Origin of the sequence: Vescimonas sanitatis, assembly GCF_049060325.1 — a bacterium.
GTDB classification, from domain to species: domain Bacteria; phylum Bacillota; class Clostridia; order Oscillospirales; family Oscillospiraceae; genus Vescimonas; species Vescimonas sanitatis.
Map to the genome: position 1 here is coordinate 121,211 of NZ_JBMGPW010000005.1, position 21,021 is coordinate 142,231.

The window sequence follows — 21,021 nt, forward strand, 5'->3', positions numbered from 1 at the left end:
CGCCATTGTACCACCTTTTCCCCACCCGCGCAACGAAAAGCCGGAAAAAGTTTGTCTTTTTCCGTGCCGCGTCCCCCAAAACTTGACAAAATTGGAAGATAGTGCTATACTCCACGGGTATTGCTAATCGGTAACAAAAGTTACAAATTGTTTCAATTTTTATTGTCCGCCCTGTTTGAACACCTCCCGGGGCGGCTATACTGCGAGGTACTATGGAACAAACAGTCGTCACACAACCGAAGCGCTTGCAGCCGAAAAAGCCGCGGCGCCGCATCACGCCGGCCACGGTGTGCCAGGCAATCCACGATGTGCCCTACATCGTGGCTCGGGCCCTGATCCGCGCCGTGCGCGCAGTGGGCCACTGCTTTGCCTGGACCTGGGACGCCATCGCTTCCGACGTCAGGGCCAACTGGCGCGCCTTCTGCCGCGGACGGCTGGTGACCGGCTGCCGTGACGCCCTGCGTTCCCCGGCCCTGCGGGAGGTGCACCACATCATGCGCGATCATCCCTCTATCCGCGCCATCACCATGATCGCCGTCACGGCGGTGATCTTCGCCGCCGCCGTTATGGCGGAGCCGGTACGCACCATGGACGCCATCTGCATCGTGGTGGACGGCGACGGTCCCCACGTACTGGACGAGCGCAGCGAGGAGCGCACCTATGACGATCTGCTGCTGCGCCGCAGCCTGGGCGACAAGTCCATGCAGCTGCTGCTGGAGCCGGGCCGCACCGTCACCATCACCCACGGCGACGACACACACACCCTCACCACCGAGGCCGAGCGCCTGTCCTCCCTGCTGCGGCGCAGCGGCATCCGTCTGGGTGAGGACGAGATGGTGGAGCTGAATGTCGCCGGCGAGGACCCCGCCATCCGCATCAGCGATACGCTGACCTACCAGCACTATGTCACTGTGGAGACGGACTACAAGATCCTTCGCTCACCGGATCCCCTGATGGACAAGGGCACCGAGGAGATCATCCGCAAGGGTATCCCCGGCCAGATCGTGGAGACGTATGAGGACACTGTGGTCAGCGGTGAGGTAGTATCTACCAAGTATATCGGTGCCAGCCACGATACCTCACACGCGGAGCTGGTGCGCTACGGCACCCGCGTCTACGAGGTGGAGGAGGGCGACACCATCGAAAAAGACTTCCCCAACGAGGTGGGTGAGGGCGGCTACCTGCTGTTCGCCTCCGGCGACACCATGACCTATAACAAGGTGATGCTCTGCTCCTCCACCGCCTACTACAGCGGCGGCGACGGCGGCGCGGCCTGGACCACGGCGGTGGGAGCCTCCGTAGGCGTGGGCACCGTGGCCGTAGACCCCAAGGTGATCCCCTACTACACCAAAATGTTCATCCAGACCACCAACGGCCGCCGTGTCTACGGCATGGGCACCGCCTTGGACTGCGGCGGCGCCATCAAGGGCAACATCGTGGACCTGTGGTTCCCCACCAAGGCGGACTGCTACTCCTGGGGCCGCCGAAACGTCACCGTGTATATTCTGGATAAAAAGGCAAGCTAAGAGCATGGCCCCGGCGGGGCCATGCTCTTTCTTTACCCGCAGCCCCCGGTGTGAGCCGGGGGGCTGCTTTTTTATTCTCCGTAGTGCACGTGCAGCAGCGCGTGACACTTTTCCTCGCCGTACTCCCTGAGTAAAGACGTGACGATGGGGTTTTTCTCCGCCCGCTTGAACATAGCGGAGGCATCGGCGGCATACAGTCCCTCGCCCCGCTTCTTCTTCACGTTGCTCAGCCCATAGGGCTGTCCCGCGCCGCCCACGCAGCCGCCCTGACAGGTCATGACCTCTATCAGGTGGTAGAAGCACTTACCCGCTTCGATATCCGCGATCAGCTCCTTGGCGTGAATCAGCCCGTTGACCACGGCGATACGCAGCTCCTGCCCGTCCACGTTCAGTTCCACATGGCGGATGGATCCGTCTCCCCGCAGATCGGTGACACGGACGGCCCGCAGCGCATTCTTGCTCTTGTCTGGCAGGCAGTGACGCACCACCGCCTCGGCCACACCGCCGGTGACGCCGTAAATCACCGCCGCGCCGCTGCCCAAACCGAAGGGCAGGTCCGGGGACTCCAGCTCCAGCTCGTCCAGCTGCACGCCCGTCTCACGCATCATGTCCACCAGCTCCCGGGTAGTCAGCACCAGATCCACATCCGGCCGACCGTTATGGACGAACTCCGGCCGCGCCGCCTCCATCTTCTTGGCAGTGCAGGGCATAATGGCGATGTTGTAGGTAGTCCGCCCGTCGGCGGCATCTTTTTCGGCGTATTTGTCACGGATGACCGCCGCGAACATCTCCATGGGCGATTTGCAGGTGGAGATATGCTTCAGATACTTGGGGGCGTTGAACTCCAGATACCGCACCCAGGCGGGACAGCAGCTGGTGAACATGGGGAACGGCCCGCCGTTTTTCAGCCGCTGCAAAAACTCCTCCGCCTCCAGTATGGTGGTCATATCCGCGCCGAAGTTGGTGTCGTACACCTCGTCCACACCCATGAGCTTCAGCGCCGTGGTCATCTTGTCAATGACGTTCACGCCTGCCGGAATGCCAAAGGCCTCACCCACCGCCACACGGACGGCCGGCGCGATCTGCACCACCACACGCTTCTTCGGGTCATGGATGGCCGCCCACGCGGTGCCGATCTGATCGTTAACGGTGATAGCGCCGGTGGTGCACACGGCGGCGCACTGGCCGCAGCCCACGCACTTCGTCTCGCCCAGCTTTTTGTCAAAGGCCGGCATCACCTGCAGCTCGCTGCCCCGGAAGGCAAAGTTCAGAATGCCCTGTCCCTGCAGCTCCTCGCACACCCGCACGCAGTCGCCGCACAGGATGCACTTGTTGGGGTCCCGGAACACCGCGTAGCTGGTGTAATCCTTCTCGTACCGGGGCTTATTGTTGGGGAAACGGATATGCCGCACGCCAAAGCGCTGGGCCAGCTCCTGCAATCGGCAGTTGCCGCTTTTGGCACAGGTAGTGCAGGAGCAGTCATGGGCCGCCAGCAGCAGCTCCAGTATCATCCGCCGGTGCCTCAGCAGCCGGGCGGTGTTGGTCCTGATCTCCATGCCGTCCCGGGGCTCCATGGAGCAGGAGGCGTCGATCTTCCCGGTCTTTACGTCCTCCACGATGCACATACGGCACGCGCCGTGAACGGACAGGTCGGAGTAATAGCAGAACGTGGGGATGTCGATACCCGCCTTGCGGATGACCGCCAGCACGTTGCGCTCGCCGTCAAAGGGCACCCGCTGCCCGTCGATGACCATAATTCCCTTTGCCATGGCTCACTCCTCCTCAATGGCGTCGATCGCGCCGAAGGGGCACGCGCCCCAGCAAGCGCCGCAGTGGATGCACTTCTCGTTGTCAATGATGTAGGGCATACGGGGCTGCCCGGAGATGGCCTCCATGGGACAGTTCCGCGCGCACTTACCGCAGCCCTTGCACAGCTCCGGTTTGATCTCCAACCGGCGTTTGCGCCCGTTGCAGATGGGACAGTGGTGATCCACCACATGGCGCAGATAATCCTGCCGGAAGTTCCGCAGGGTGGACATCACCGGCTTGCAGGCTGTCTGCCCCAGGCCGCACAGGGCCGTGTCCGTGATGGTATCGCTAAGAGACTCCAGCAGATCCAGGTCGGCCAGACTCCCCTCGTTATTGATGATGCGCTCCAGCGTCTCCAGCATACGCTTTGTGCCCTCCCGGCAGGGGGTGCACTTGCCGCAGCTCTCGTTCTGGGTAAAGTGCATAAAGAACCGGGCCACCTCCACCATGCAGGTGTCCTCGTCCATGACCACCAGGCCGCCGGAGCCGATAATGGCCCCCAGCTTCTTCAGCGAGTCGAAGTCCATAGGGTAGTCCAGATGCTCCTCGGTCAGACATCCGCCGGAAGGCCCGCCGATCTGCACGGCCTTGAACTTCTTTCCGTTCGGTATGCCGCCGCCGATGTCGTAGATGATCTCCCGCAGGGTGGCGCCCATAGGCACCTCCACCAGTCCTGTGTTCACCACGTTGCCCGTCAGGGCGAAGGTCTTGGTGCCGGCGCTGCCCTCGGTGCCGATGCTCCGGTACCACGCCGCACCCTTGTTGATGATGTTCGGCACGTTGGCGAACGTCTCCACATTGTTCAGCACCGTAGGCTTGCCCCACAGGCCGTGATCCACCGTCCGGGGCGGCTTTACCCGGGGCATACCCCGCTTACCTTCGATAGAGGCGGTCAGGGCGCTGCCCTCACCGCAGACGAAGGCGCCGGCGCCGCGGTTGATGTGGATATGGAAGCTGAACCCGCTGCCCAGGATGTCGTCGCCCAGCAGTCCGGCCGCCGCAGCCTTGTCGATGGCCACCTGCAAACGCTTCACCGCCAGCGGATACTCGGCGCGGACGTAGATGTAGCCCTCCGTGGCCCCGGTGGCTGCGCCGGCGATCATCATGCCCTCCAGCACGGAATGGGGATTGCCCTCCATGATGGAGCGGTCCATGAAAGCGCCCGGGTCACCCTCGTCGCCGTTGCAGACGATGTACTTCACCGGTTCCTCTATGTGCCGGCGCACACTCTCCCACTTGTGTCCCGCCGGGAAGCCGCCGCCGCCGCGCCCACGCAGTCCGGAATTGGCGATCTCCCTGCATATCTCCTCACCGGTCATGGTGAACAGTGCCTTTTCAAAGGCGATGTACCCGCCCTTGGCGATGTATTCCTCCAGATTTTCCGCGTCACTGGCGCCGCAGCTGGCCAGCACCACCCGGTGCTGCTTCTTGTAAAAGGGGATATCCTCCTGCCGGGGATAGGACACGCCGTCCTGGTGATAGGTCAGCCGTTCGATGACCTCGCCGCCCAGCAGCGTTCTCTCCACGATCTCGCGGCAATCCTCCGGCTTCACGCGGACATACATCACACCCAGCGGCTCGATATGCACCAGCGGTCCCATCTCGCAGAAGCCGTGGCAGCCACTCATCTTGATGTGCAGGCTCTTCTCCGCGTCACCGTGGTGGGTCAGGCCCACATACACCTGCAGTCCCCGCTGGGCACACTCCTCCCGCAGGTTCTCATACACCTTCATGGACCCGCTGGCGATACAGCCCGTACCGGCACAGATCAGCACGTTCAGGGATGATCTGCTCCGTTCCAGCGCCTCCGCCGCCTGTTCGTGCATGGCGCGGAAGCCCTCCCGTGTCAGCTTGCTCATTCCGCCGCCTCCTTTCCGCGAATGGCCTCCAACTCCGCCAGCGCCGTCTCCGGCGTCATCTTGGCGTACACCTCGCCGTCAACCGTCATCACCGGCGCCAGACCGCAGGCACCCAGACAGGCCACCGTCTCCAGCGTAAATACGCCGTCGGCGCTGGTCCTGCGCTTGCCGTCCAGCTCCAGGTACTCATAGATCGCGTCGTAGATAGGCCCGGACTTCCGCACATGACAGGCTGTGCCGTCACAGACCTTGATGATGTGCTTTCCTTTGGGTTCCAGCGAGAAATTCTCATAAAACGTGGCCACGCTGTACACCCGTGAGACGCTGATGTGCAGCATATCCGCCACCAGTTCCATATTCTCTTGGCTCAGGTAGTTCTCCGACGCCTGTATCTCCTGCAAGATGGCGATGAGCTTCGCGCTGTCGCAGTCATGGGCCCGGACGATGGCCGCCGTTTTCTCCTGTTCCGATCTCATGCTCTCTCCTCCTAAAACGTGTTGAACGCCGTGTCGCTTAGCCTGTTAATTTTCTAACACTCCACCCGTACTGTACCATAGGCCCGCCCGCCTTGCAACAGCAAAAGAGGGGAAATTCTCGCCGTGCGAACTTTTCTCCACCCTGCACAAAAACGTCCCCGCTTTTTTGCCTTAAACGGCAAAAAGCAAGGGGGCATAACTTTTTTTCATGGCTTCGACAGCATAAGTGCCCCCCGCAGGCCCATGGGCCTGCGGGGGGCACTCTCTGTTTACATGATACCGGACTTTTCCTTACTGGCGGCGATAGCCGCGTTCAGTCTTCGGGCCGGGTAGTACACCAGCAGGCCGAATACCGTGAACAGCGCGCACATTCCCAGCAGCACCAGCGCGCAGCGCAGGTATGTGTCGCCGTACATACCGCCCACCGTCTCCCGGATCATATCCATGCCGTAGTGGAAGGGCATGAAGGGATACAGTGTCTGGAACAGCTGCGGCAGCACATGTACCGGGTATGAGCCGCCGGATCCGGCCACCTGAAGGACCATGATAACGACCGACAACGCCATACCCACGTTGTCCAGGGCGTACACCAGCGCGTAGTTCATGCTGGCAAAGTTCAGTGAGCACAGGCAGCAGGCCAGCACGAACAGCGCCGGCTCCGCCGTCTCCATCCCCACGAAGTACAGGCACCCGAAGGCCGTCACCAGCGCCTGGGCCATGGCCATCAGGAAGAAGGTGAGAAACCGCCCAAAGTAGCGCTCCACGGCCCGGCACCCGGCAAACTCCGGCTGGGTCACCGGTACCTTCAGCATCACGGCGGTCAGCAGGCTGCCCACAAACAGCGCCAGCATGACGTAGTAGGGCGACATGGCCGCGCCGTAGTCCTTGATCTCATAGATGATCTCCGTGTTCAGCTGCACCGGCGAGCTGAGGTAGTCCGCCATGCTGTCGGCGTCGCTGCTCTCCATCAGCTCCGTAAAGCGCTTGAAGGCTTCGCTCTCCGTCACCCGGCGCACATCGTCCTCGATGTCCGCCAGATACGTCTCCACCGTGTTGGCCAGGGTGATGCCCGCGTCCAGCGTAGGCTGTACGGTGGTCATGGCGTCGGCGTAGCTGTTCAGCGTGCCGGACACCTCCCCCAGGCTGCCGCCCACGGCCCCCAGCAGCTGCTGGACGGACCGCAGCGTGGTCTGGGCCTGGGCCCCGGTGGTGTGCAGGTATTCGTTGACCTCCTTATTGGTCCTCACCGCCGCAGCCAGCAGCTCCTGCCGCACCTGATGCAGCATATCCAGCACCGGTCCCTGCAGGGCCGACGGTTCCAGCGTATCCACCAGTGCGTCCAGCGCCTTCAGATCGGCGATGGCCGTCTCCAGCTGCGCCTTCAGGGCCTCGTCCTCGGCGGCCGCCAGCTGGTCCTCCAGCGCGGCGATGGCCGCCTGTATCTTCCGGTGCAGGTCCGCCTTCAGTGCTTCGTCGGCGGCAGAGGTATCCATACTCCGCAGGGCATCCTCGATGTCGCCCAGTACCTTATCCGTGTTGTTCAGCACCGTCAGCAGGTCACTGTACGCCGTGTCCGCCGCGCTCAGGCCCGTGCTGATAAGCTGCACCGTGCTGCCCGCCGCCGCATCGGCGTCCTCCACCGTTCCCCGGGCGTCCGCGATGGTCACGGATGCCGCGGTCAGCAGCCCGTCCGCCCCGTTCATCACGTCCTTCAGCGACAGCAGCACCTGCTGCAGCTGCGCCATCTCCTGCCGCGCACCGGTCAGCTTATCCATAATGCCGTCCGCCAGCGCCTCCGAATCCAGCCCCATGGCCTTGAACACGGAGCCCGCCGTGGTCAGCGCCTCAGCAGCCTTGCCGATGACCGTGGTGTTGATCTGCTCCTGCACGGCGGTCTTGGCCTTGCTGGTGATCTTGGGGGCGATGGCGTTCTTCTTCTCGTTCTCGTAATACTGTATCTGCGGGTGGCGCAGATTGCCGGACAGGATGCTCACAAAATCCTCGGTAAATTCCTCCGGCACGATCAACGCCGCGTAGTAGTCGCCGGACTCCACCCCGTCCAGGGCCTCCGCCCGGCTGTCCACGAACACCCAGCCCATCTGGTCGTTGCTCTCCAGCCCCTGGAGCACCAGCGCGCCGATGTTCACCTCCAGGCCCAGCACCTCGCAGCCCGCGTCCTCGCTGGCCACCGCCACGCTGATGCGGCTGGTGGACGCCGTGCCGTAGGGGTCCCAGTTGGACAGGATGTTGAACCAGGCGTACAGGCACGGTACCAGGCACAACCCCAGCAGCACCACCACCGCCACCACACTGGCCGTCAGCCGCCGCCAGTCGGCGCGAAAGATATTCCAGATGTTCTTCATCGGTCCACCTGCCCTTCCCGGCTCTCCGCCGCACCGCGCCGCAGGTCATCGGACAGCCCCTGCAGCGCCCGGGTCAGCGCGTCCAGATCGGACGCCAGCTTCTCCGGGTCGTCCAGCAGCCGTTCCAGCACCCGCGCGCCGCTGTATACCGGCGCGGCAGGCGTCGGCGCGTTGTCTGCCTGTGGCGCTCCGCCGTGCACCTCCCGCAGTATCTCGTCCACGGAATATGCCTCCGGCTCCGGCGCTGCCGGTGCCTTTGTGACCGGCGTCTCCTCCGCAGGTGCCGGGGATATCTCCTCTGCCGCCGGCGTCTCCTCCGGCGCAGGTGCCGCTGCCGCCGCCGTTGCCTCCGTCTCCGGCGTCTCCTGTTCCTCCCGGGTGCCGTGGCGCAGCAGCAGGCCCATCCGTGGCACCTTGGGCAGCTCCGGCAGCTCCAGCAGTGTGCCCAGGCTCTCCTGCTCCATCTGGGTGATGTTCTCCAGCTTCTTTTGCAGCTCATAGTCCGCGTACTCCACGGCGATCAGATATGCCGCCACTGCGAACATGGACAGTATCCACAGCATCAGGGTGAACACCTTGTTCCCCCCCGCCAGAAACATCAGCAGCATCAATCCCAGCGTCACCGCCAGCAGCATCCGCATACCGACGCGTATGCGCCGCCGGTTGTTCCGGTGCAGGGTGCTGACCTCCTCCAGCAGGCGGTCATACAACTCCTGATAGTCCCGTTCTTTTGTCATCGGTCAACACCTCCTTTCACAGCAGCTCCGTCTCCTCCAGCTTCTCCTCCACAAAGTGGTTCAGTCCCATGAAGGGCCGCCGCACCAGCAGGCCGATCAGCAGCGCCGCCGCGGCGAACAGCAGCAGGAAGCCGATCTGCTGCCAGTAGTAATTCCCGTACATCCCGCAGATGCACTCGCGCATAGCGTCGATGGCATAGGGGAAGGGGAAGAAGCGATAGATCTTCTGGTAGATGGCCGGCAGCAGCTCGATGGGGAACGTGCCGGAGGAGCCTGCGATCTGCATGACCATGATGACCACCACGATGGCCTTGCCCACATCGCCGAAGGACAGCGCCAGCGAATAGATCAGCAGGCTGAATGTGAAGGCCGTCAGCGCGCCCGTGAGATACAGCATCCCCGGGTGCAGGCACTGGACCTTCAGTATGTACAGGTCGCCGGTAACGATGACCGCCGCCTGTATCTGGCTCAGCACGAAAAAGAACAGGTACCGCCCGAAGTACAGCTCCGCCGGCTTCGGATCGATCAGGCCCTCCGTCCGGGCGTGTATCTTGATGAGGGACGACAATATCACGCCGCCCACCCAGATGGCCAGCACCGTGTAGAACGGCGTCATGGCCGAGCCGTAGTTGGCGATGGGATACACCGCGTTCACGCTGGTCTGCACCATTTCCGGGAAATACTGGCCGTACACCGCCGGGTCGCCGCCCAGGATATCCACCAGCGTATCCATGTATTCGTCTGTGGTCAGCCCCTCCAGGTCGTCTATGGTGCTCTCCAGCGAGGTCAGCAGCTTCTCCGTAGCCGGCCGCAGCAGCGCCATGGTGTCACCCACAGCGTCAGCGGTCTCCGCCAGCGCGGTCTTCATGGCCTTGGCGTCCCCGGCCAGCGCGGCCATGCCCTCCATGGTGTCCGCCACCTGACCGGCCACGGTGTCCAGTTCCTTTTGCAGCGCCTTGGAGGTCACGGGGATCCTGTCCGCCATCGTCCGCAGGGACTTCACCAACGCGTCGCAGTCCGCCAGCAGATCGGCAGAATCCGGACTCTCCGCCAATGCCCGCAGCTGCTTTGCCGTCTTGCGGCACTCCGCCGCCGTCTGCCGCGCCGCCTCCGCCTGGGTCTTACCCGCCTCTGTGCCGGAGGCCTCCAGTCCCGCCGCCCACGTTTCCAACGTGGCCGCCGCCTTTTCCAGCTGCGCCGCCGCATCTCGCAGCTGCTGCTGTGCCGACGGCAACTCCGGCGCGTTCCCAATGGCGCTGTTCAGCCGATCCAGCGCCCGTTCCACCCGGGCCAGGGCCGTGTTCAGCCGCAGCTGTATCTCCGCCGCCGTCTGCTGCAGCTGTGCGCCGTCCGGCAGGTTCTTGTTGATATTGGCCACGGCCGCCTCCAGCGCCGCCGCGCTGCTCTCCGACACGCCGCTGCCGCCCGCCGTCTCAAAGGCGTCCATCATCCGCCCGCAGGCGTGCAGCAGATCCTGGGCCTGGTACAGCACGCCCTTCACGGCGGCCTCCGGGTCGTCGGCGGTCAGATTCGCCGCCAGCAGATTGCTCTGCTCCATGATGCCGTCGATGACCACCTCCAGATAGTTTTCACTGATGGAGCGCTTCAGCGTCTCCACCGCCGTGTCGGTGATCTTGGTGGCCACGGCGTTCTTCTTGGCGTTTTCGTAGTAGGTGATGGCCGGCTTACCGGTCCAGTCCGTCAGCATCCGGTACATATTCCGGCTGAACTGCTTGTCGACGACCACCGCCGCGTAGTAGTCGCCGGACTCCACGCCGCCCTTGGCCTCCTCCTCGGTGTCCACGATGACCCAGTTGATGGATGTAGCCTCCCGCAGGTCGGCCACCACGTCGTCGCCCTTGTTCTCGTAGGTGCCGTCCGCGTCGGTATAGCCCTCGTCCAGCGACGCCACCGCGATGGATATCCCCCCGGTGTTGCCGTAGGGGTCCCAGTTGGAGTAGATATTCAGCCAGGCGTACAGGCTGGGCAGCAGGGCGATGGCGACCACCACCACACAGGCGAAAAAGCACTTGCTCAGCGTCCGTATATCGGTTTTGAATACCGTCCAGATATTACGCATACTGCCTCCTTACGCGCGGCACGCCGCGCTGTATATAAAACTGTTGCAAACAATAGTGTATCAGTATGTATTATACAGAAAGCCGCTGTGATTTGTCCACGCAAAACCCGTTTTTTGCCTAAAAATACAGAAAAGAGACGGCTCCCGCCGTCTCTTTCGTTCTATTCTTTTTCTGTATCCTCCGCCACGATGCGGTAGTAGGTATTCCCCGTCAGCTTGTACACGATGGCATACAGCACCGCGAACACCGCAAAGCTCACCGCCGTGGTGCCGATCAGCAGCCCCCGGTTGTCCAGATTGAACAGGATCAGCAGCTTGTGGATGAACGGGAAGGCGAAGCACAGGTGCACGCCCGCCAGCACCAGCGGCAGATAGAACACCGTCAGCAGCTGGCTGTTGATGCTGCGGCGAATGTCCTGCTTGGTCATGCCCACCTTCTGCATGATGTCAAAGCGGGACTGATCCTCATAGCCCTCGGAGAGCTGCTTATAGTAAAGGATAGCCACCGCCGCGAAGATAAACACGATACTCAGCATGATGCCCAGGAAGAACAATCCGCCGTACATGCCGTAGAAGTCTGCCCGGTTGGCGGCCTTGGACTCCACGCTGACGCCCACGCCCCAGTCACTGCTGACGCCCGCCAGATAGCCGTTCAGCGCGTCCTCCAGATTGGGCGTTGCGCCATCGATGTTCCCCTGCTGGTTTTCCGGCAGATCGGTGTCGAAGGCGTAGTGCCACGTGGCCGTGAGATACCAGCCGTATTTTTCGCTCAGTCCGTCCTCCAGCTCCTGCACGAACTGCGTGAAGTGCGGCATGACCACCATCAGGGTCGGGGTGATATCCGCCGTGAAGGGGCCGCTCAGCGGCGGAATGTCCCGATCCATGACCCGGAACGTCCATTCCCCATCGACGGTCAGGGTGTCGTAAGGAAAATCCGTCCGCAGAGCCGCCACATACACCTGCCCGTCCTCCAGCGTCAGGCTCTGCCCCGTGGCGGCGTTGTAGTCCTCCAGCGGCAGGAAATGCAGCTGCGTCACACGGGTGCTGTCCGCTGCGGACGCACCGGCGTTGCCCAACCGCAGATCCCCGCCGTCTGGCAGACCGCTGACGCTGATCTCACGGTATGTCGCCACATTACTGGTCTGCCCGCCGAAGTTGAAAACGGTGCTCTCCACACCCTGACGCAGCTGCTCCGCCTCCGCCTCGTCCAGCGGATGATCGCTTCTGCCGTATACCGCCACGTCCATGTCGCGGGGATACCGGGCATTCACCGCGTCCTCCTGCCCCACATACAGGCAGGTGGTGGACGAGATCATCACCAGCACCATGGTGGCCAGGATGCACACCGAAGCCAGCCCCGCGCCGTTGCGCTTCATGCGGTAGGCCATGGAGGACACGGACACGAAGTGCTGGGGACGGTAGTAGTATTTTTTGTTCCTTTGCAAGCCGCGGCACAGCGTCACCGACCCGCTGATAAACAGCAGATAGGTGGCCAGTATCACCATGATGACCGCCGCAAAGAACCACAGCAGCGCCGCCAGCGGCTCCTTGATGGACAATGCCAGCGCGTAAGCGGCACCCAGCAGAACCATGCCCGCCGCCGTCAGCACCCACTGCGCCTTGGGCGGCTTCTCGCCCACGCTCTCGCTGCGCAGCAGCGCCACGGCACTGACGCCGTGCAGCTGCCGCAGGCTGTTCAGCAATATCAGCGTGTGGATGACCGCAAACAACGCCGCCGCAGCCAGCAGAGACGATACGGACACCGTCAGGGTATAGGTCACGGGCACCTGCAAAAGCCGCACCATACCCAGCTCCGCCAGCTTATACAGTACCACGCCCAGAAGCAGTCCCGTCCCCGTGGTCAGGCCATAGGTGATGACCGTCTCCCACAGCAGAATGCGGGCGATGTTGCCCTTGCCCATACCCAGCACATTGTACAGGCCAAACTCCCTCTCCCGGCGGCGAATGAGGAACGAGTGGGTATAGAACAAAAATATCAGCGCAAACACGGCGATGACCACCGTGCCCAGCCGCAGTATGATGGCGCTGCTGCCGCCGCCGGACATGTGCTCCAGCACCGGCGATCCGGACAGCCCCGTAAGAATGTAGAACATCAGCACCATCCCGGCGCAGCTGAGCAGATACGGCAGGTATAGCCGCCTGTTTTTTCTCATGCCCGTCCAGGCCAGCCGGGCGTATAATGTCTTTTCCCTCATGCCGGTTCACCGCCCGACTGCAGCATAGTCAGCGTGTCGGAGATGCGCTGATAGAACCGGGTGTCGTCGTCCTCGCCCCGGTACAGCTGGTGGAACACCTGGCCGTCCTTGATGAACAGCACCCGGCCCGCCCGGCTGGCGGCCTTCACGGAGTGTGTCACCATCAGTATGGTCTGCCCTGCCCGGTTGATGGCGGCGAACAGCCGCAGCAGCTCGTCGGTGGAGCCGCTGTCCAGTGCGCCGGTAGGCTCATCCGCCAGCAGCAGCTTTGGCTCGGTGATGATGGCCCGGGCCACTGCCGCCCGCTGCTTCTGCCCGCCGGAGACCTCATAGGGGTACTTCTTCAAAAGCTCCGTCAGTCCCAGCTCCCGGGCAATAGGCAGCAGCCGCGCCCGCATATCCTCGTAAGACATTCCCATCAGCACCAGCGGCAGATAGATATTGTCCTCCAGCGTAAATGTGTCCAGCAGATTGAACTCCTGGAACACGAACCCCAGGTTGTCCCGGCGGAAGGCCGCCGCGTCCCTCTCCCGTATCTTGCCCAGCTCATGGCCGTCCAGCCGCACCGTACCCGCCGTGGGCTCGTCCAGCGCCGCCAGAATGTTCAGCAGCGTGGTCTTGCCGCTGCCGGACTCACCCATGATAGCGACATACTCGCCCTGCTCCACGGTGAAGCTGACATTCCGCAGCGCCTCTACACGGCTGCCGCCCAGCCGCGAGGTGTATACCTTCCGCAGCCCACTGACTTCCAAAATGCTCATAGCATGACCTCCTTTTCCTTCGGGAGCCTCCGGCCCATCGCCCCGTCTCCCAACACGGTCAGTATACCGCGTCCCCCGCCCCCCTTCCATCGCTTTCCCTTACCCTTCCCGAACACAATTGTCACATTTCCCACCCTTTGCAAGGGCGATAATAAAATGTCGTAGGGGCCGGCGTCCTCGACGGCCCGTTTGCAGAACCTCCCGGTGAACCATTGTAGGGGTGGATGACTCTGTCCACCCACTCCCCTCACTCCGCCACAAACGCCGGGCGGCCCAGCGTCAGCCTCACCGTGGTACCCACGCCGGGCACGGACTCGATCCGTATCTCATGCCGCAGATTGCGGCATATCCGCCGGCACAGGTACAGCCCGATGCCGCTGGACCGCCGGTCCAGCCGCCCGTTCTGCCCGGTATAGCCCATGTCAAATACCCGGGGCAGGTCCTCCGGCGCGATTCCCATGCCGCTGTCCCGGATGCACAGATCGTCTCCCTCCCGGTAGATCCGGACGGTCCCGTCCTGCCCGGTGTACTTCAGGGCATTGCTCAGCAGCTGCTCCACCACAAAGGTCAGCCACTTGCCGTCCGTCACCGTCTCCCATTCCACCGGCGTGTAATCCAGCGCGATGCGCCGGTCAATGAACTCCCCGGCAAACCGCCGCACAGCGGCGCGCACCACATCATCCACGGCGCACGTTCGTATCACGTAGTCGCTGCCGCCCTCCTCCAGCCGCAGATAGGTCAGTGCCATATCCACATACTGCTCCACCCGGCCCAGCTCCGTCATCAGCCGCCGGGCGGCCGGGGTGTCCTCACCCTGCAGGGTCAGGCGCATGGCGGCGATGGGCGTCTTGATCTGGTGCACCCATGCGGTGTAATAGGCCGTCATATCCTCCCACCGGGCGGCGCGCGCCGTCTCCTGCCGGCGCAGCTCCCGCCGCAGCGTCTCCACCACGGCGGCGCAGTCCGCCCCCTCTACGGTGGTCATGGCCGGCAGGTCCAGCAGCACCGCCTCGCCCGCCTCCCGCAGACGCTTCAGCGCCTTGTGCCGCCGTGCCGCGCGGCCGTAATCCCACGCCGCAAGGCACGCCCCCAGCAGAACGCACAGCCCTGCCGGATAGCCCACCGCCGCCAGCGGCAGGCCGTACAGGGCAAAGGACACGGCAAACACCCCGACAAACAGCAGAAATGCCGCCAGCGTCAGCCGACGCTCCTTCAGATATGCTTTGAGCAGCTCCATATCTCTCACTCCACGATGTACCCCACCCCGTGCCGGGTGGCGATAAATTCCACAAGCCCCACGCCCGCCAGCTTCCGCCGCAGGCGGTTCACATTGACGGTCAGCGTGTTCTCATCCACAAAGCTGTCCGTCTCCCACAGCCGCTGCATCAGCTTCTCCCGGCTGACCACCTTCCCGGCGCTCTCCATCAGGCAGGACAGGATACGGTACTCATTCTTGGTCAGCTCCACCGTCTGCCCCTGATAGGTCAGCTTCTGGTCGTCGGCGGACAGCTGCGCGCCCCGTCTCTCCCGCAGCACCGCCGGCGCCGCCATGTCATAGCTGCGCCGCAGCATGGCCTGTACCTTGGCCATCAGAACACCGCCGTCAAAGGGCTTGGCGATAAAATCGTCCGCGCCGAAGTTCATGGCCATGATGACATTCATGTTATCACCGGCCGAGGACAAAAACAGGATGGGCGCACTGGTCTGCTTCCGCAGCTCCCGGCACCAGTGATAGCCGTCAAAGCACGGCAGGGCGATATCCAATATAATGAGGTGCGGCTGAAATTCCGCCGCCTCCGCCGTCACCGTCCGAAAGTCCCGGGCGCACCGGACCTCCAGTCCCCAGCTCTCCGCCAGATGCGCCACCGCCTGGGCGATGGTCCTGTCGTCCTCCACAATAAATATACGGTACATACGCTCACATCCTTTACGCTCTTCATTATACCCTCCCTCGCCTCTGTCCCGCAAGCCCTCTTACTCTTTCAATATTGTCACATTCGCTTACCGGATTTTTTTCAAAAACAGGGTTGACAAATCCGCGCCGCCGTGTTATAACTGTACCAACCTACCGAGTTGGTAGTTGTATTTCAGAAATGAGGCGATCACATGACCCGCACTCTTGTTCTCCTGACCGGACGATGTTGACTCCTTTTCCCTTCATTCCACACAACAACATCTGACTATAAACGATAAAGGAGATAAACACTATGTCTAACATCTACACTTCCGCTGACCAGCTGATCGGCAAGACTCCCCTGCTGGAGCTGACCCATATCGAAAAGGCCCATGACCTCAAGGCGAAGATCGTCGCCAAGCTGGAGTACTTCAACCCCGCCGGCAGCGTCAAGGACCGTATCGCCAAGGCCATGATCGACGACGCCGAGGCCAAGGGCCTGCTGAAGGCCGGCAGCGTCATCATTGAACCCACCTCCGGCAACACCGGTATCGGCCTGGCCTCCGTGGCCGCCGCCCGGGGCTACCGCATCATCATCGTTATGCCCGAGACCATGTCCGTGGAGCGCCGCCAGCTGATGAAGGCCTACGGCGCGGAGTTGGTGCTCACCGAGGGTGCCAAGGGCATGAAGGGTGCCATTGCCAAGGCCGACGAGCTGGCCAAGGAGATCCCTAACAGCTTCGTGGCAGGCCAGTTTGTGAATCCCGCCAACCCCACGGCCCACTACGAGACCACCGGTCCCGAGATCTGGGCCGACACCGACGGCAAGGTGGACTTCTTCGTGGCCGGCGTGGGCACCGGCGGTACCATCACCGGCACCGGTAAGTTCCTGAAGGAAAAGAACCCCGCCGTCAAGGTAGTCGCCGTGGAGCCCAAGACCTCCGCCGTGCTGTCCACCGGTATCGCCGGCTCCCACAAGATCCAGGGCATCGGCGCGGGCTTCGTCCCTGATGTGCTGGACACTAAGATCTACGACGAGATCATCCCTGTGGACAACGACGACGCCTTTGCCGTAGGCAAGGAAATGGGTCACCGCGAGGGCGTGCTGGTGGGTATCTCCTCCGGTGCGGCACTGTGGGCCGCCATCGAGCTGGCCAAGCGTCCGGAGAACGCCGGCAAGACCATCGTGGTCCTGCTGCCCGACACCGGCGACCGCTATCTCTCCACCCCGCTGTTTGCGGACTGATACTGCGTTTTTCTTCCTTCCATTTTCTCCTCACAAACATGACGAACGGACCTTTTTTGAGGTCCGTTCGTCTTTTCTTCTGTTTCTTTCCACTTTCTTTCTATTCTCCTTCTATTTTCTTTCTACATTTTTTCTGCTTTTTTGAAACGTTTTTTGCTCCGCAGGTGTATGATAGATGAAAGGCCTTTCACCTCAACAAAAGGAGAACCCCTATGACGGACGAACAGTTCACCCCGCTGGCGGAGCGGTATATGGACACGGTGTTCCGGGTGGCGTACAGCTATCTGCGCTGCCGGGACGACGCCGACGATGTGACCCAGGACGTGCTGATACAGCTGTACAAAGAGGATAAGGCGTTCGAAAGCGACGCCCACGTCAAGAATTGGCTCATTCGCGTCACGGTCAATCGCTGCAAGAACGTGCTCCGCGCCCCGTGGCACAAGGCGGAGGACATCGCCGACTACGAGAACAGCCTCACCTTCGAGGCCCCGGAGTGCCGGGAGCTGTTCGATGCGGTGATGTCGCTGGACAGGCGCTACCGCCTGCCGGTGCTGCTGTACTACTACGAAGGCTATCGCCAGAGGGAGATCGCCGCTTTGCTGGGCGTACCGGAGGAAACGGTACGCACAAGGCTGTCTCGCGCCAGAGACAAGCTGAAGCACATTTTATCGGAGGTGCCGCAGTATGCATGACAGAGAATTATTTGAAAAAGCCTTTTCCCCGCTGCACGCCTCCCCGGACACACTGACGGAGGTAAGAAAAACCATGCAGAACGAGAAAAAGACCCGCCGCGCACTGGGCAAGGGCGCTGTGATCGCCATTGCCGCCGCGCTGACGCTGACCGTGGCTGTGGCCAGCGGTATTGTGACCCTTATCAAGGCAGATGTATCCCCCGCCGACCATGTGGACGACGCCACCCACCACGCCTTCACTGATGACATCGACGCTGCCGCCCCTGTGGTGGACGACGGCAAGGGCGGCCTTGTCCCTGTCCCGGATATGGAGCGCATCCCCGGTGACGTCCAGACCACCCAGCGTCTGGTGGGCCAGTACCTCAGCAAGCTGGACGCGGAGATGACCGTGGACGGCAATACCATCAAGCTGGGTACCTTCCTGATCGACGAGAACGGCCTGGGCCTGCTGACCTACTCCGTGGAGAATCCCTCCGGCGTCGGCTACACAGACGTGGGCTACGGCGAGGGCATCGACCTGCCCCTCCAGCCCACCCTGTACTTCCGCAGCCCCGACGAGGGCAATGCCCTGTTCGCCAAGTGCTACGTGGACAAGGGGACCAGCACCGACACCTGCCTGAACGTGGTGCTGTACTTCGCCGCCGACACGTCCTTCCGGCAGGGCGACCTGCTGTACGTCACTATGCAGGACGAGCTGGGGCAGCCCTACTCCATCGCCGTGCAGCCCCGCACCTACGTGCCCGTCGCCACCCTGACCTCCGGCAGCGAGACCCTGACTCTCTCCCCGCTGGGCATGAGCATCCGCAACGCCCATCCCGACCGCGAGCCCCTTGTGGACGAGCTGACCCTCCGCTATCAGGACGGCAGTGAGTTCACCGTGGAGAGCAGCAGCCGCAGCCTGATGAACTGGGTGGTGGGCTGTATGCGCGGCAGCGACGACGTCCCCTTCGCCGACAACACCTACGTGTTTGACCGTCTGGTGGACGTGGACGCCGTGGCCTCCGTCACGCTGGAGGGACACCAGCACACCGATAGCGCCGCTGACGACACCTTCACCCTCACCTACCAGCCCTGACCGCGAAACGCAAAAAAGAGACCGCCCTGCGGTCTCTTTTTTTGCTCATATCACGTAGTTGTCCCCCGCCGGGGCGTTCATCAGATCCGCCAGCGTGATGTGGGTGAAGTAGTCCCGCGTCAGCTTGTAGTATCCCTGCCACACGCCCAGCGTCCGGCACTCCCCGGCCCGCTGGCACACCGGCGCGTCCGGCTGCAGGCAGGTGACCGGTGCCAGATCGCCCTCCGCCAGCTCCAGTATCTCCCAGAGGGTGTAGTCCTCCGGCTCTCGCGTCAGACGGTAGCCTCCGCCGATGCCGTGGACGCTCTCCACCAGGCCGGCGGACTTCAGCGCAGGCATAAGCCGTTCGATGTATTTCAGGGAGATGTCCTGCCGCGCGGCCACCTCCTTCATGGGTATAAAGTCCCCGCTGCGGTGCTCCGCCAGATCCAGCAGAACGCGGATGGAATAGCGACCTTTCGTGGAGATCATAGGTCTTCCTCCTGTCAGAAAATACACGGGCCATAAGATGACCCGTGTATAGTATACCACCAATCCCGTAGGTTAGGCAAGTTTAATTTTTCTTTGCGCGCCGATATGCCTGCATGCCCCACACCAGCCAGGCCGCTACCACCGCCGCCAGGACGATCCAACGCACCGTCTCCAAGGGCCAGGCCACCGCGGACAGGTCTGCATAGCGGCTGATCATAACGCTTTCCGCCGTACTGACCGTGGCCGCATAGGCAGCGGCCGGCGCCCAACACACCATGATCCGCACGATCTCCACGGCAAAGAGCAGTCCGCAGCCGCCATACAGTGCAAAACGGAAGCCCCTATCCCGCACCAGCGGCTCTTTCAGCACCGCGCCGCCGACTACCAGCGCCGCCGCCAGCAGCAGCGGCAGCAGCAGCCATACCGCCTCCTGCCGTACAGTCAGCGCTGCCCAGGAAAACTGCCGCACCACACCGCCGTGCAGCGCATAGGCGGACACCAGTAGGCGCCACACCCCCAGCAGCTGTATGGCCGCGAACAGCCACAGGGCGCACAGCGGTATCAGCAGCAGGATGCGGCGACGCAGCGTCTCTCGGCTGCGGCACACGCCCCAGCCCAGCCACAGGCACAGGGGCGACGCCAGCAGGCACAGCCACGACCAGTTGTTATAAGGGAATGCCACCCACACTGCCAACGCCATTACTGCCAGACTGTACCCGATGCGGAAGCGCAGGCTTCCCCGGCGCTCCAGATAGGCCTCCACCTCCGCTGGTGTATCGGCACAGGCTCGGGGGCGCGTCTCACCGGCCAGGATGTCGTCCGCCGTCACGCCGTACAGCGCCGCCAGCGCCGGCAGGGCGGCAATGTCCGGCAGCCCCGCGCCGGACTCCCATTTGCTGACAGTTTTGTTGGACACACCTAATATATCCGCCACCTGCTGCTGTGTCATGTCCCGCCCCCTGCGGAGTGATGCCAGATAGGTGCCTGTCTTTTCCATATCCATTGTCGCGGCCTCCTTTTTTCTTGTTGTACCCAGTATAGCATACGGCGGATTTTTGTCCATCCCCCACCCGCTGACTTTGTCTACGGAGCGTAGACAAGGCTGTTTCCACGGAAAAGTGCCCCGTTCTCCGATTTTTTTCTTGACACGGACGGTGGCCTATGGTAATATGTACAAGCTGACGATTTGAGTGGAGGGCGCACGCGGGTGTAGCACAATGGCCAGGGCACCAGCCTTCCAAGCTGGGGATGCGGGTTCGATTCCCGTCACCCGCTCCAACTTGACAGATACGCGCCAGTAGCTCAGTTGGATAGAGCAACTGCCTTCTAAGCAGTAGGCCAGGGGTTCGAGTCCCTTCTGGCGTGCCATTTCCCCTTGCGGGCGTCAGCGCTTCCCGTGCGGATGTATATGGTGGGTGTAGCTCAGTTGGTTAGAGCACCGGATTGTGGTTCCGGGTGTCGAGGGTTCGAGTCCCTTTACCCACCCCACAAAAAGAAATGAGGGATCGGGAGTGTCCCGGTCCCTCATCCCTTTCCACACAGGGGTGTCGCCAAGTGGTAAGGCAAGGGACTTTGACTCCCTCATCCGCTGGTTCGAGTCCAGCCATCCCTGCCAGTTCTTTCCGGACGACACCGTCCTTACGATAACTGCATATGCTTCGTTAGCTCAGTAGGTAGAGCACCTGCCTTTTAAGCAGGGTGTCCGGGGTTCGAATCCCCGACGAGGCACCAAAAGAGAAAGATACCTTTTGGTATCTTTCTCTTTTGCTGTCTTGCCTCCGGGGAGTCGAAGTTTATACCTCCTTCCCGCAGAAAG

At 62.3% G+C, this 21,021-nt stretch carries 16 protein-coding genes and 5 tRNA genes; 9 read left to right on the forward strand and 12 right to left on the reverse strand.

The genetic code is table 11. From position 1 onward, the window contains the following. Positions 1-212 precede the first annotated feature (212 nt). Positions 213-1,526, forward strand: a complete 1,314-nt coding sequence (locus tag ACOMDU_RS07750; RefSeq protein WP_421129813.1) for a G5 and 3D domain-containing protein — start codon at positions 213-215, stop codon at positions 1,524-1,526. Positions 1,527-1,597: 71 nt separating this feature from the next. On the opposite strand, the gene ACOMDU_RS07755 is transcribed toward ACOMDU_RS07750, so the two are convergent. The 10 genes from ACOMDU_RS07755 to ACOMDU_RS07800 all read right to left on the reverse strand — a co-directional run bounded on the left by ACOMDU_RS07755 (position 1,598) and on the right by ACOMDU_RS07800 (position 15,741). Beyond that, positions 1,598-3,295 carry a [FeFe] hydrogenase, group A gene (locus tag ACOMDU_RS07755; protein ID WP_421129814.1) on the reverse strand — a complete coding sequence of 566 codons (1,698 nt, stop codon included), beginning with the start codon at positions 3,293-3,295 and terminating at the stop codon, positions 1,598-1,600. Between the two features lie 3 nt (positions 3,296-3,298). After that, the gene (locus ACOMDU_RS07760; protein WP_421129815.1) at positions 3,299-5,194 is read right to left on the reverse strand and encodes an NADH-ubiquinone oxidoreductase-F iron-sulfur binding region domain-containing protein; all 1,896 of its coding nucleotides are present in this window, start codon (positions 5,192-5,194) and stop codon (positions 3,299-3,301) included. Continuing rightward, positions 5,191-5,670, reverse strand: a complete 480-nt coding sequence (locus ACOMDU_RS07765) for an NADH-quinone oxidoreductase subunit NuoE family protein (protein WP_421129816.1) — start codon at positions 5,668-5,670, stop codon at positions 5,191-5,193. Before ACOMDU_RS07765 ends, ACOMDU_RS07760 begins: the two co-directional genes overlap by 4 nt. 269 nt (positions 5,671-5,939) lie before the next feature. Further along, positions 5,940-8,033: a YhgE/Pip domain-containing protein gene (locus ACOMDU_RS07770; protein WP_421129817.1), complete on the reverse strand. Its 2,094-nt coding sequence runs from the start codon at positions 8,031-8,033 to the stop codon at positions 5,940-5,942. Then, positions 8,030-8,770: a hypothetical protein gene (locus ACOMDU_RS07775; RefSeq protein WP_421129818.1), complete on the reverse strand. Its 741-nt coding sequence runs from the start codon at positions 8,768-8,770 to the stop codon at positions 8,030-8,032. The genes ACOMDU_RS07770 and ACOMDU_RS07775 overlap by 4 nt, the downstream gene beginning before the upstream one ends. A gap of 16 nt (positions 8,771-8,786) precedes the next feature. Then, positions 8,787-10,850 (reverse strand): YhgE/Pip domain-containing protein, encoded by a 2,064-nt coding sequence (locus ACOMDU_RS07780; RefSeq protein WP_421129819.1) that lies wholly within the window; start codon positions 10,848-10,850, stop codon positions 8,787-8,789. A 161-nt stretch (positions 10,851-11,011) separates the two neighbouring features. Further along, positions 11,012-13,066, reverse strand: a complete 2,055-nt coding sequence (locus tag ACOMDU_RS07785; RefSeq protein ID WP_421129820.1) for an ABC transporter permease — start codon at positions 13,064-13,066, stop codon at positions 11,012-11,014. After that, positions 13,063-13,827 carry an ABC transporter ATP-binding protein gene (locus ACOMDU_RS07790; protein ID WP_022135642.1) on the reverse strand — a complete coding sequence of 255 codons (765 nt, stop codon included), beginning with the start codon at positions 13,825-13,827 and terminating at the stop codon, positions 13,063-13,065. The genes ACOMDU_RS07785 and ACOMDU_RS07790 overlap by 4 nt, the downstream gene beginning before the upstream one ends. A gap of 247 nt (positions 13,828-14,074) precedes the next feature. Next, on the reverse strand, positions 14,075-15,064 hold the full coding sequence (locus tag ACOMDU_RS07795; protein ID WP_421129821.1) for a sensor histidine kinase: 990 nt from the start codon (positions 15,062-15,064) through the stop codon (positions 14,075-14,077). Positions 15,065-15,069: 5 nt separating this feature from the next. Beyond that, positions 15,070-15,741, reverse strand: coding sequence for a response regulator transcription factor (locus ACOMDU_RS07800; RefSeq protein WP_421129822.1), 672 nt, complete (start codon positions 15,739-15,741; stop codon positions 15,070-15,072). Between the two features lie 293 nt (positions 15,742-16,034). On the opposite strand from ACOMDU_RS07800, the gene cysK reads away from it, so the two are divergent. The 3 genes from cysK (at position 16,035) to ACOMDU_RS07815 (ending at position 18,734) form a co-directional block, all read left to right on the forward strand. Further along, positions 16,035-16,967 (forward strand): cysteine synthase A, encoded by a 933-nt coding sequence (gene cysK, locus ACOMDU_RS07805; protein ID WP_421129823.1) that lies wholly within the window; start codon positions 16,035-16,037, stop codon positions 16,965-16,967. 212 nt (positions 16,968-17,179) lie between these two features. Continuing rightward, positions 17,180-17,659 carry an RNA polymerase sigma factor gene (locus ACOMDU_RS07810; RefSeq protein ID WP_421129824.1) on the forward strand — a complete coding sequence of 160 codons (480 nt, stop codon included), beginning with the start codon at positions 17,180-17,182 and terminating at the stop codon, positions 17,657-17,659. Then, positions 17,652-18,734 carry a hypothetical protein gene (locus tag ACOMDU_RS07815; protein WP_421129825.1) on the forward strand — a complete coding sequence of 361 codons (1,083 nt, stop codon included), beginning with the start codon at positions 17,652-17,654 and terminating at the stop codon, positions 18,732-18,734. The genes ACOMDU_RS07810 and ACOMDU_RS07815 overlap by 8 nt, the downstream gene beginning before the upstream one ends. 45 nt (positions 18,735-18,779) lie before the next feature. Here the strand turns inward: ACOMDU_RS07815 and ACOMDU_RS07820 are convergent, their stop codons facing one another. Both ACOMDU_RS07820 and ACOMDU_RS07825 read right to left on the reverse strand, forming a co-directional pair. Continuing rightward, positions 18,780-19,205, reverse strand: a complete 426-nt coding sequence (locus ACOMDU_RS07820; RefSeq protein WP_421129826.1) for an RrF2 family transcriptional regulator — start codon at positions 19,203-19,205, stop codon at positions 18,780-18,782. 82 nt (positions 19,206-19,287) lie between these two features. Then, the gene (locus ACOMDU_RS07825) at positions 19,288-20,208 is read right to left on the reverse strand and encodes a helix-turn-helix transcriptional regulator (protein WP_421129827.1); all 921 of its coding nucleotides are present in this window, start codon (positions 20,206-20,208) and stop codon (positions 19,288-19,290) included. A 200-nt stretch (positions 20,209-20,408) separates the two neighbouring features. Between ACOMDU_RS07825 and ACOMDU_RS07830 the strand changes: the two genes are divergently transcribed. The 5 genes from ACOMDU_RS07830 (at position 20,409) to ACOMDU_RS07850 (ending at position 20,936) form a co-directional block, all read left to right on the forward strand. Beyond that, positions 20,409-20,483: transfer RNA gene (locus tag ACOMDU_RS07830), tRNA-Gly, on the forward strand. A 13-nt stretch (positions 20,484-20,496) separates the two neighbouring features. Continuing rightward, a tRNA-Arg gene (locus ACOMDU_RS07835) sits at positions 20,497-20,573 on the forward strand. A gap of 43 nt (positions 20,574-20,616) precedes the next feature. After that, positions 20,617-20,693 (forward strand) — tRNA-His (locus ACOMDU_RS07840). Between the two features lie 52 nt (positions 20,694-20,745). Beyond that, a tRNA-Gln gene (locus ACOMDU_RS07845) sits at positions 20,746-20,820 on the forward strand. A 40-nt stretch (positions 20,821-20,860) separates the two neighbouring features. After that, positions 20,861-20,936, forward strand: a tRNA-Lys gene (locus ACOMDU_RS07850). The last annotated feature ends 85 nt before the right edge of the window (positions 20,937-21,021 follow it).

Bases quoted from the DNA above. Each gene is read 5' to 3' on its own strand.
- ACOMDU_RS07750 (WP_421129813.1), top strand. From the start codon at position 213: ATGGAACAAACAGTCGTCACACAACCGAAGCGCTTGCAGCCGAAAAAG.
- ACOMDU_RS07755 (WP_421129814.1), bottom strand. From the start codon at position 3,295: ATGGCAAAGGGAATTATGGTCATCGACGGGCAGCGGGTGCCCTTTGAC.
- ACOMDU_RS07760 (WP_421129815.1), bottom strand. From the start codon at position 5,194: ATGAGCAAGCTGACACGGGAGGGCTTCCGCGCCATGCACGAACAGGCG.
- ACOMDU_RS07765 (WP_421129816.1), bottom strand. From the start codon at position 5,670: ATGAGATCGGAACAGGAGAAAACGGCGGCCATCGTCCGGGCCCATGAC.
- ACOMDU_RS07770 (WP_421129817.1), bottom strand. From the start codon at position 8,033: ATGAAGAACATCTGGAATATCTTTCGCGCCGACTGGCGGCGGCTGACG.
- ACOMDU_RS07775 (WP_421129818.1), bottom strand. From the start codon at position 8,770: ATGACAAAAGAACGGGACTATCAGGAGTTGTATGACCGCCTGCTGGAG.
- ACOMDU_RS07780 (WP_421129819.1), bottom strand. From the start codon at position 10,850: ATGCGTAATATCTGGACGGTATTCAAAACCGATATACGGACGCTGAGC.
- ACOMDU_RS07785 (WP_421129820.1), bottom strand. From the start codon at position 13,066: ATGAGGGAAAAGACATTATACGCCCGGCTGGCCTGGACGGGCATGAGA.
- ACOMDU_RS07790 (WP_022135642.1), bottom strand. From the start codon at position 13,827: ATGAGCATTTTGGAAGTCAGTGGGCTGCGGAAGGTATACACCTCGCGG.
- ACOMDU_RS07795 (WP_421129821.1), bottom strand. From the start codon at position 15,064: ATGGAGCTGCTCAAAGCATATCTGAAGGAGCGTCGGCTGACGCTGGCG.
- ACOMDU_RS07800 (WP_421129822.1), bottom strand. From the start codon at position 15,741: ATGTACCGTATATTTATTGTGGAGGACGACAGGACCATCGCCCAGGCG.
- cysK (WP_421129823.1), top strand. From the start codon at position 16,035: ATGTCTAACATCTACACTTCCGCTGACCAGCTGATCGGCAAGACTCCC.
- ACOMDU_RS07810 (WP_421129824.1), top strand. From the start codon at position 17,180: ATGACGGACGAACAGTTCACCCCGCTGGCGGAGCGGTATATGGACACG.
- ACOMDU_RS07815 (WP_421129825.1), top strand. From the start codon at position 17,652: ATGCATGACAGAGAATTATTTGAAAAAGCCTTTTCCCCGCTGCACGCC.
- ACOMDU_RS07820 (WP_421129826.1), bottom strand. From the start codon at position 19,205: ATGATCTCCACGAAAGGTCGCTATTCCATCCGCGTTCTGCTGGATCTG.
- ACOMDU_RS07825 (WP_421129827.1), bottom strand. From the start codon at position 20,208: ATGGATATGGAAAAGACAGGCACCTATCTGGCATCACTCCGCAGGGGG.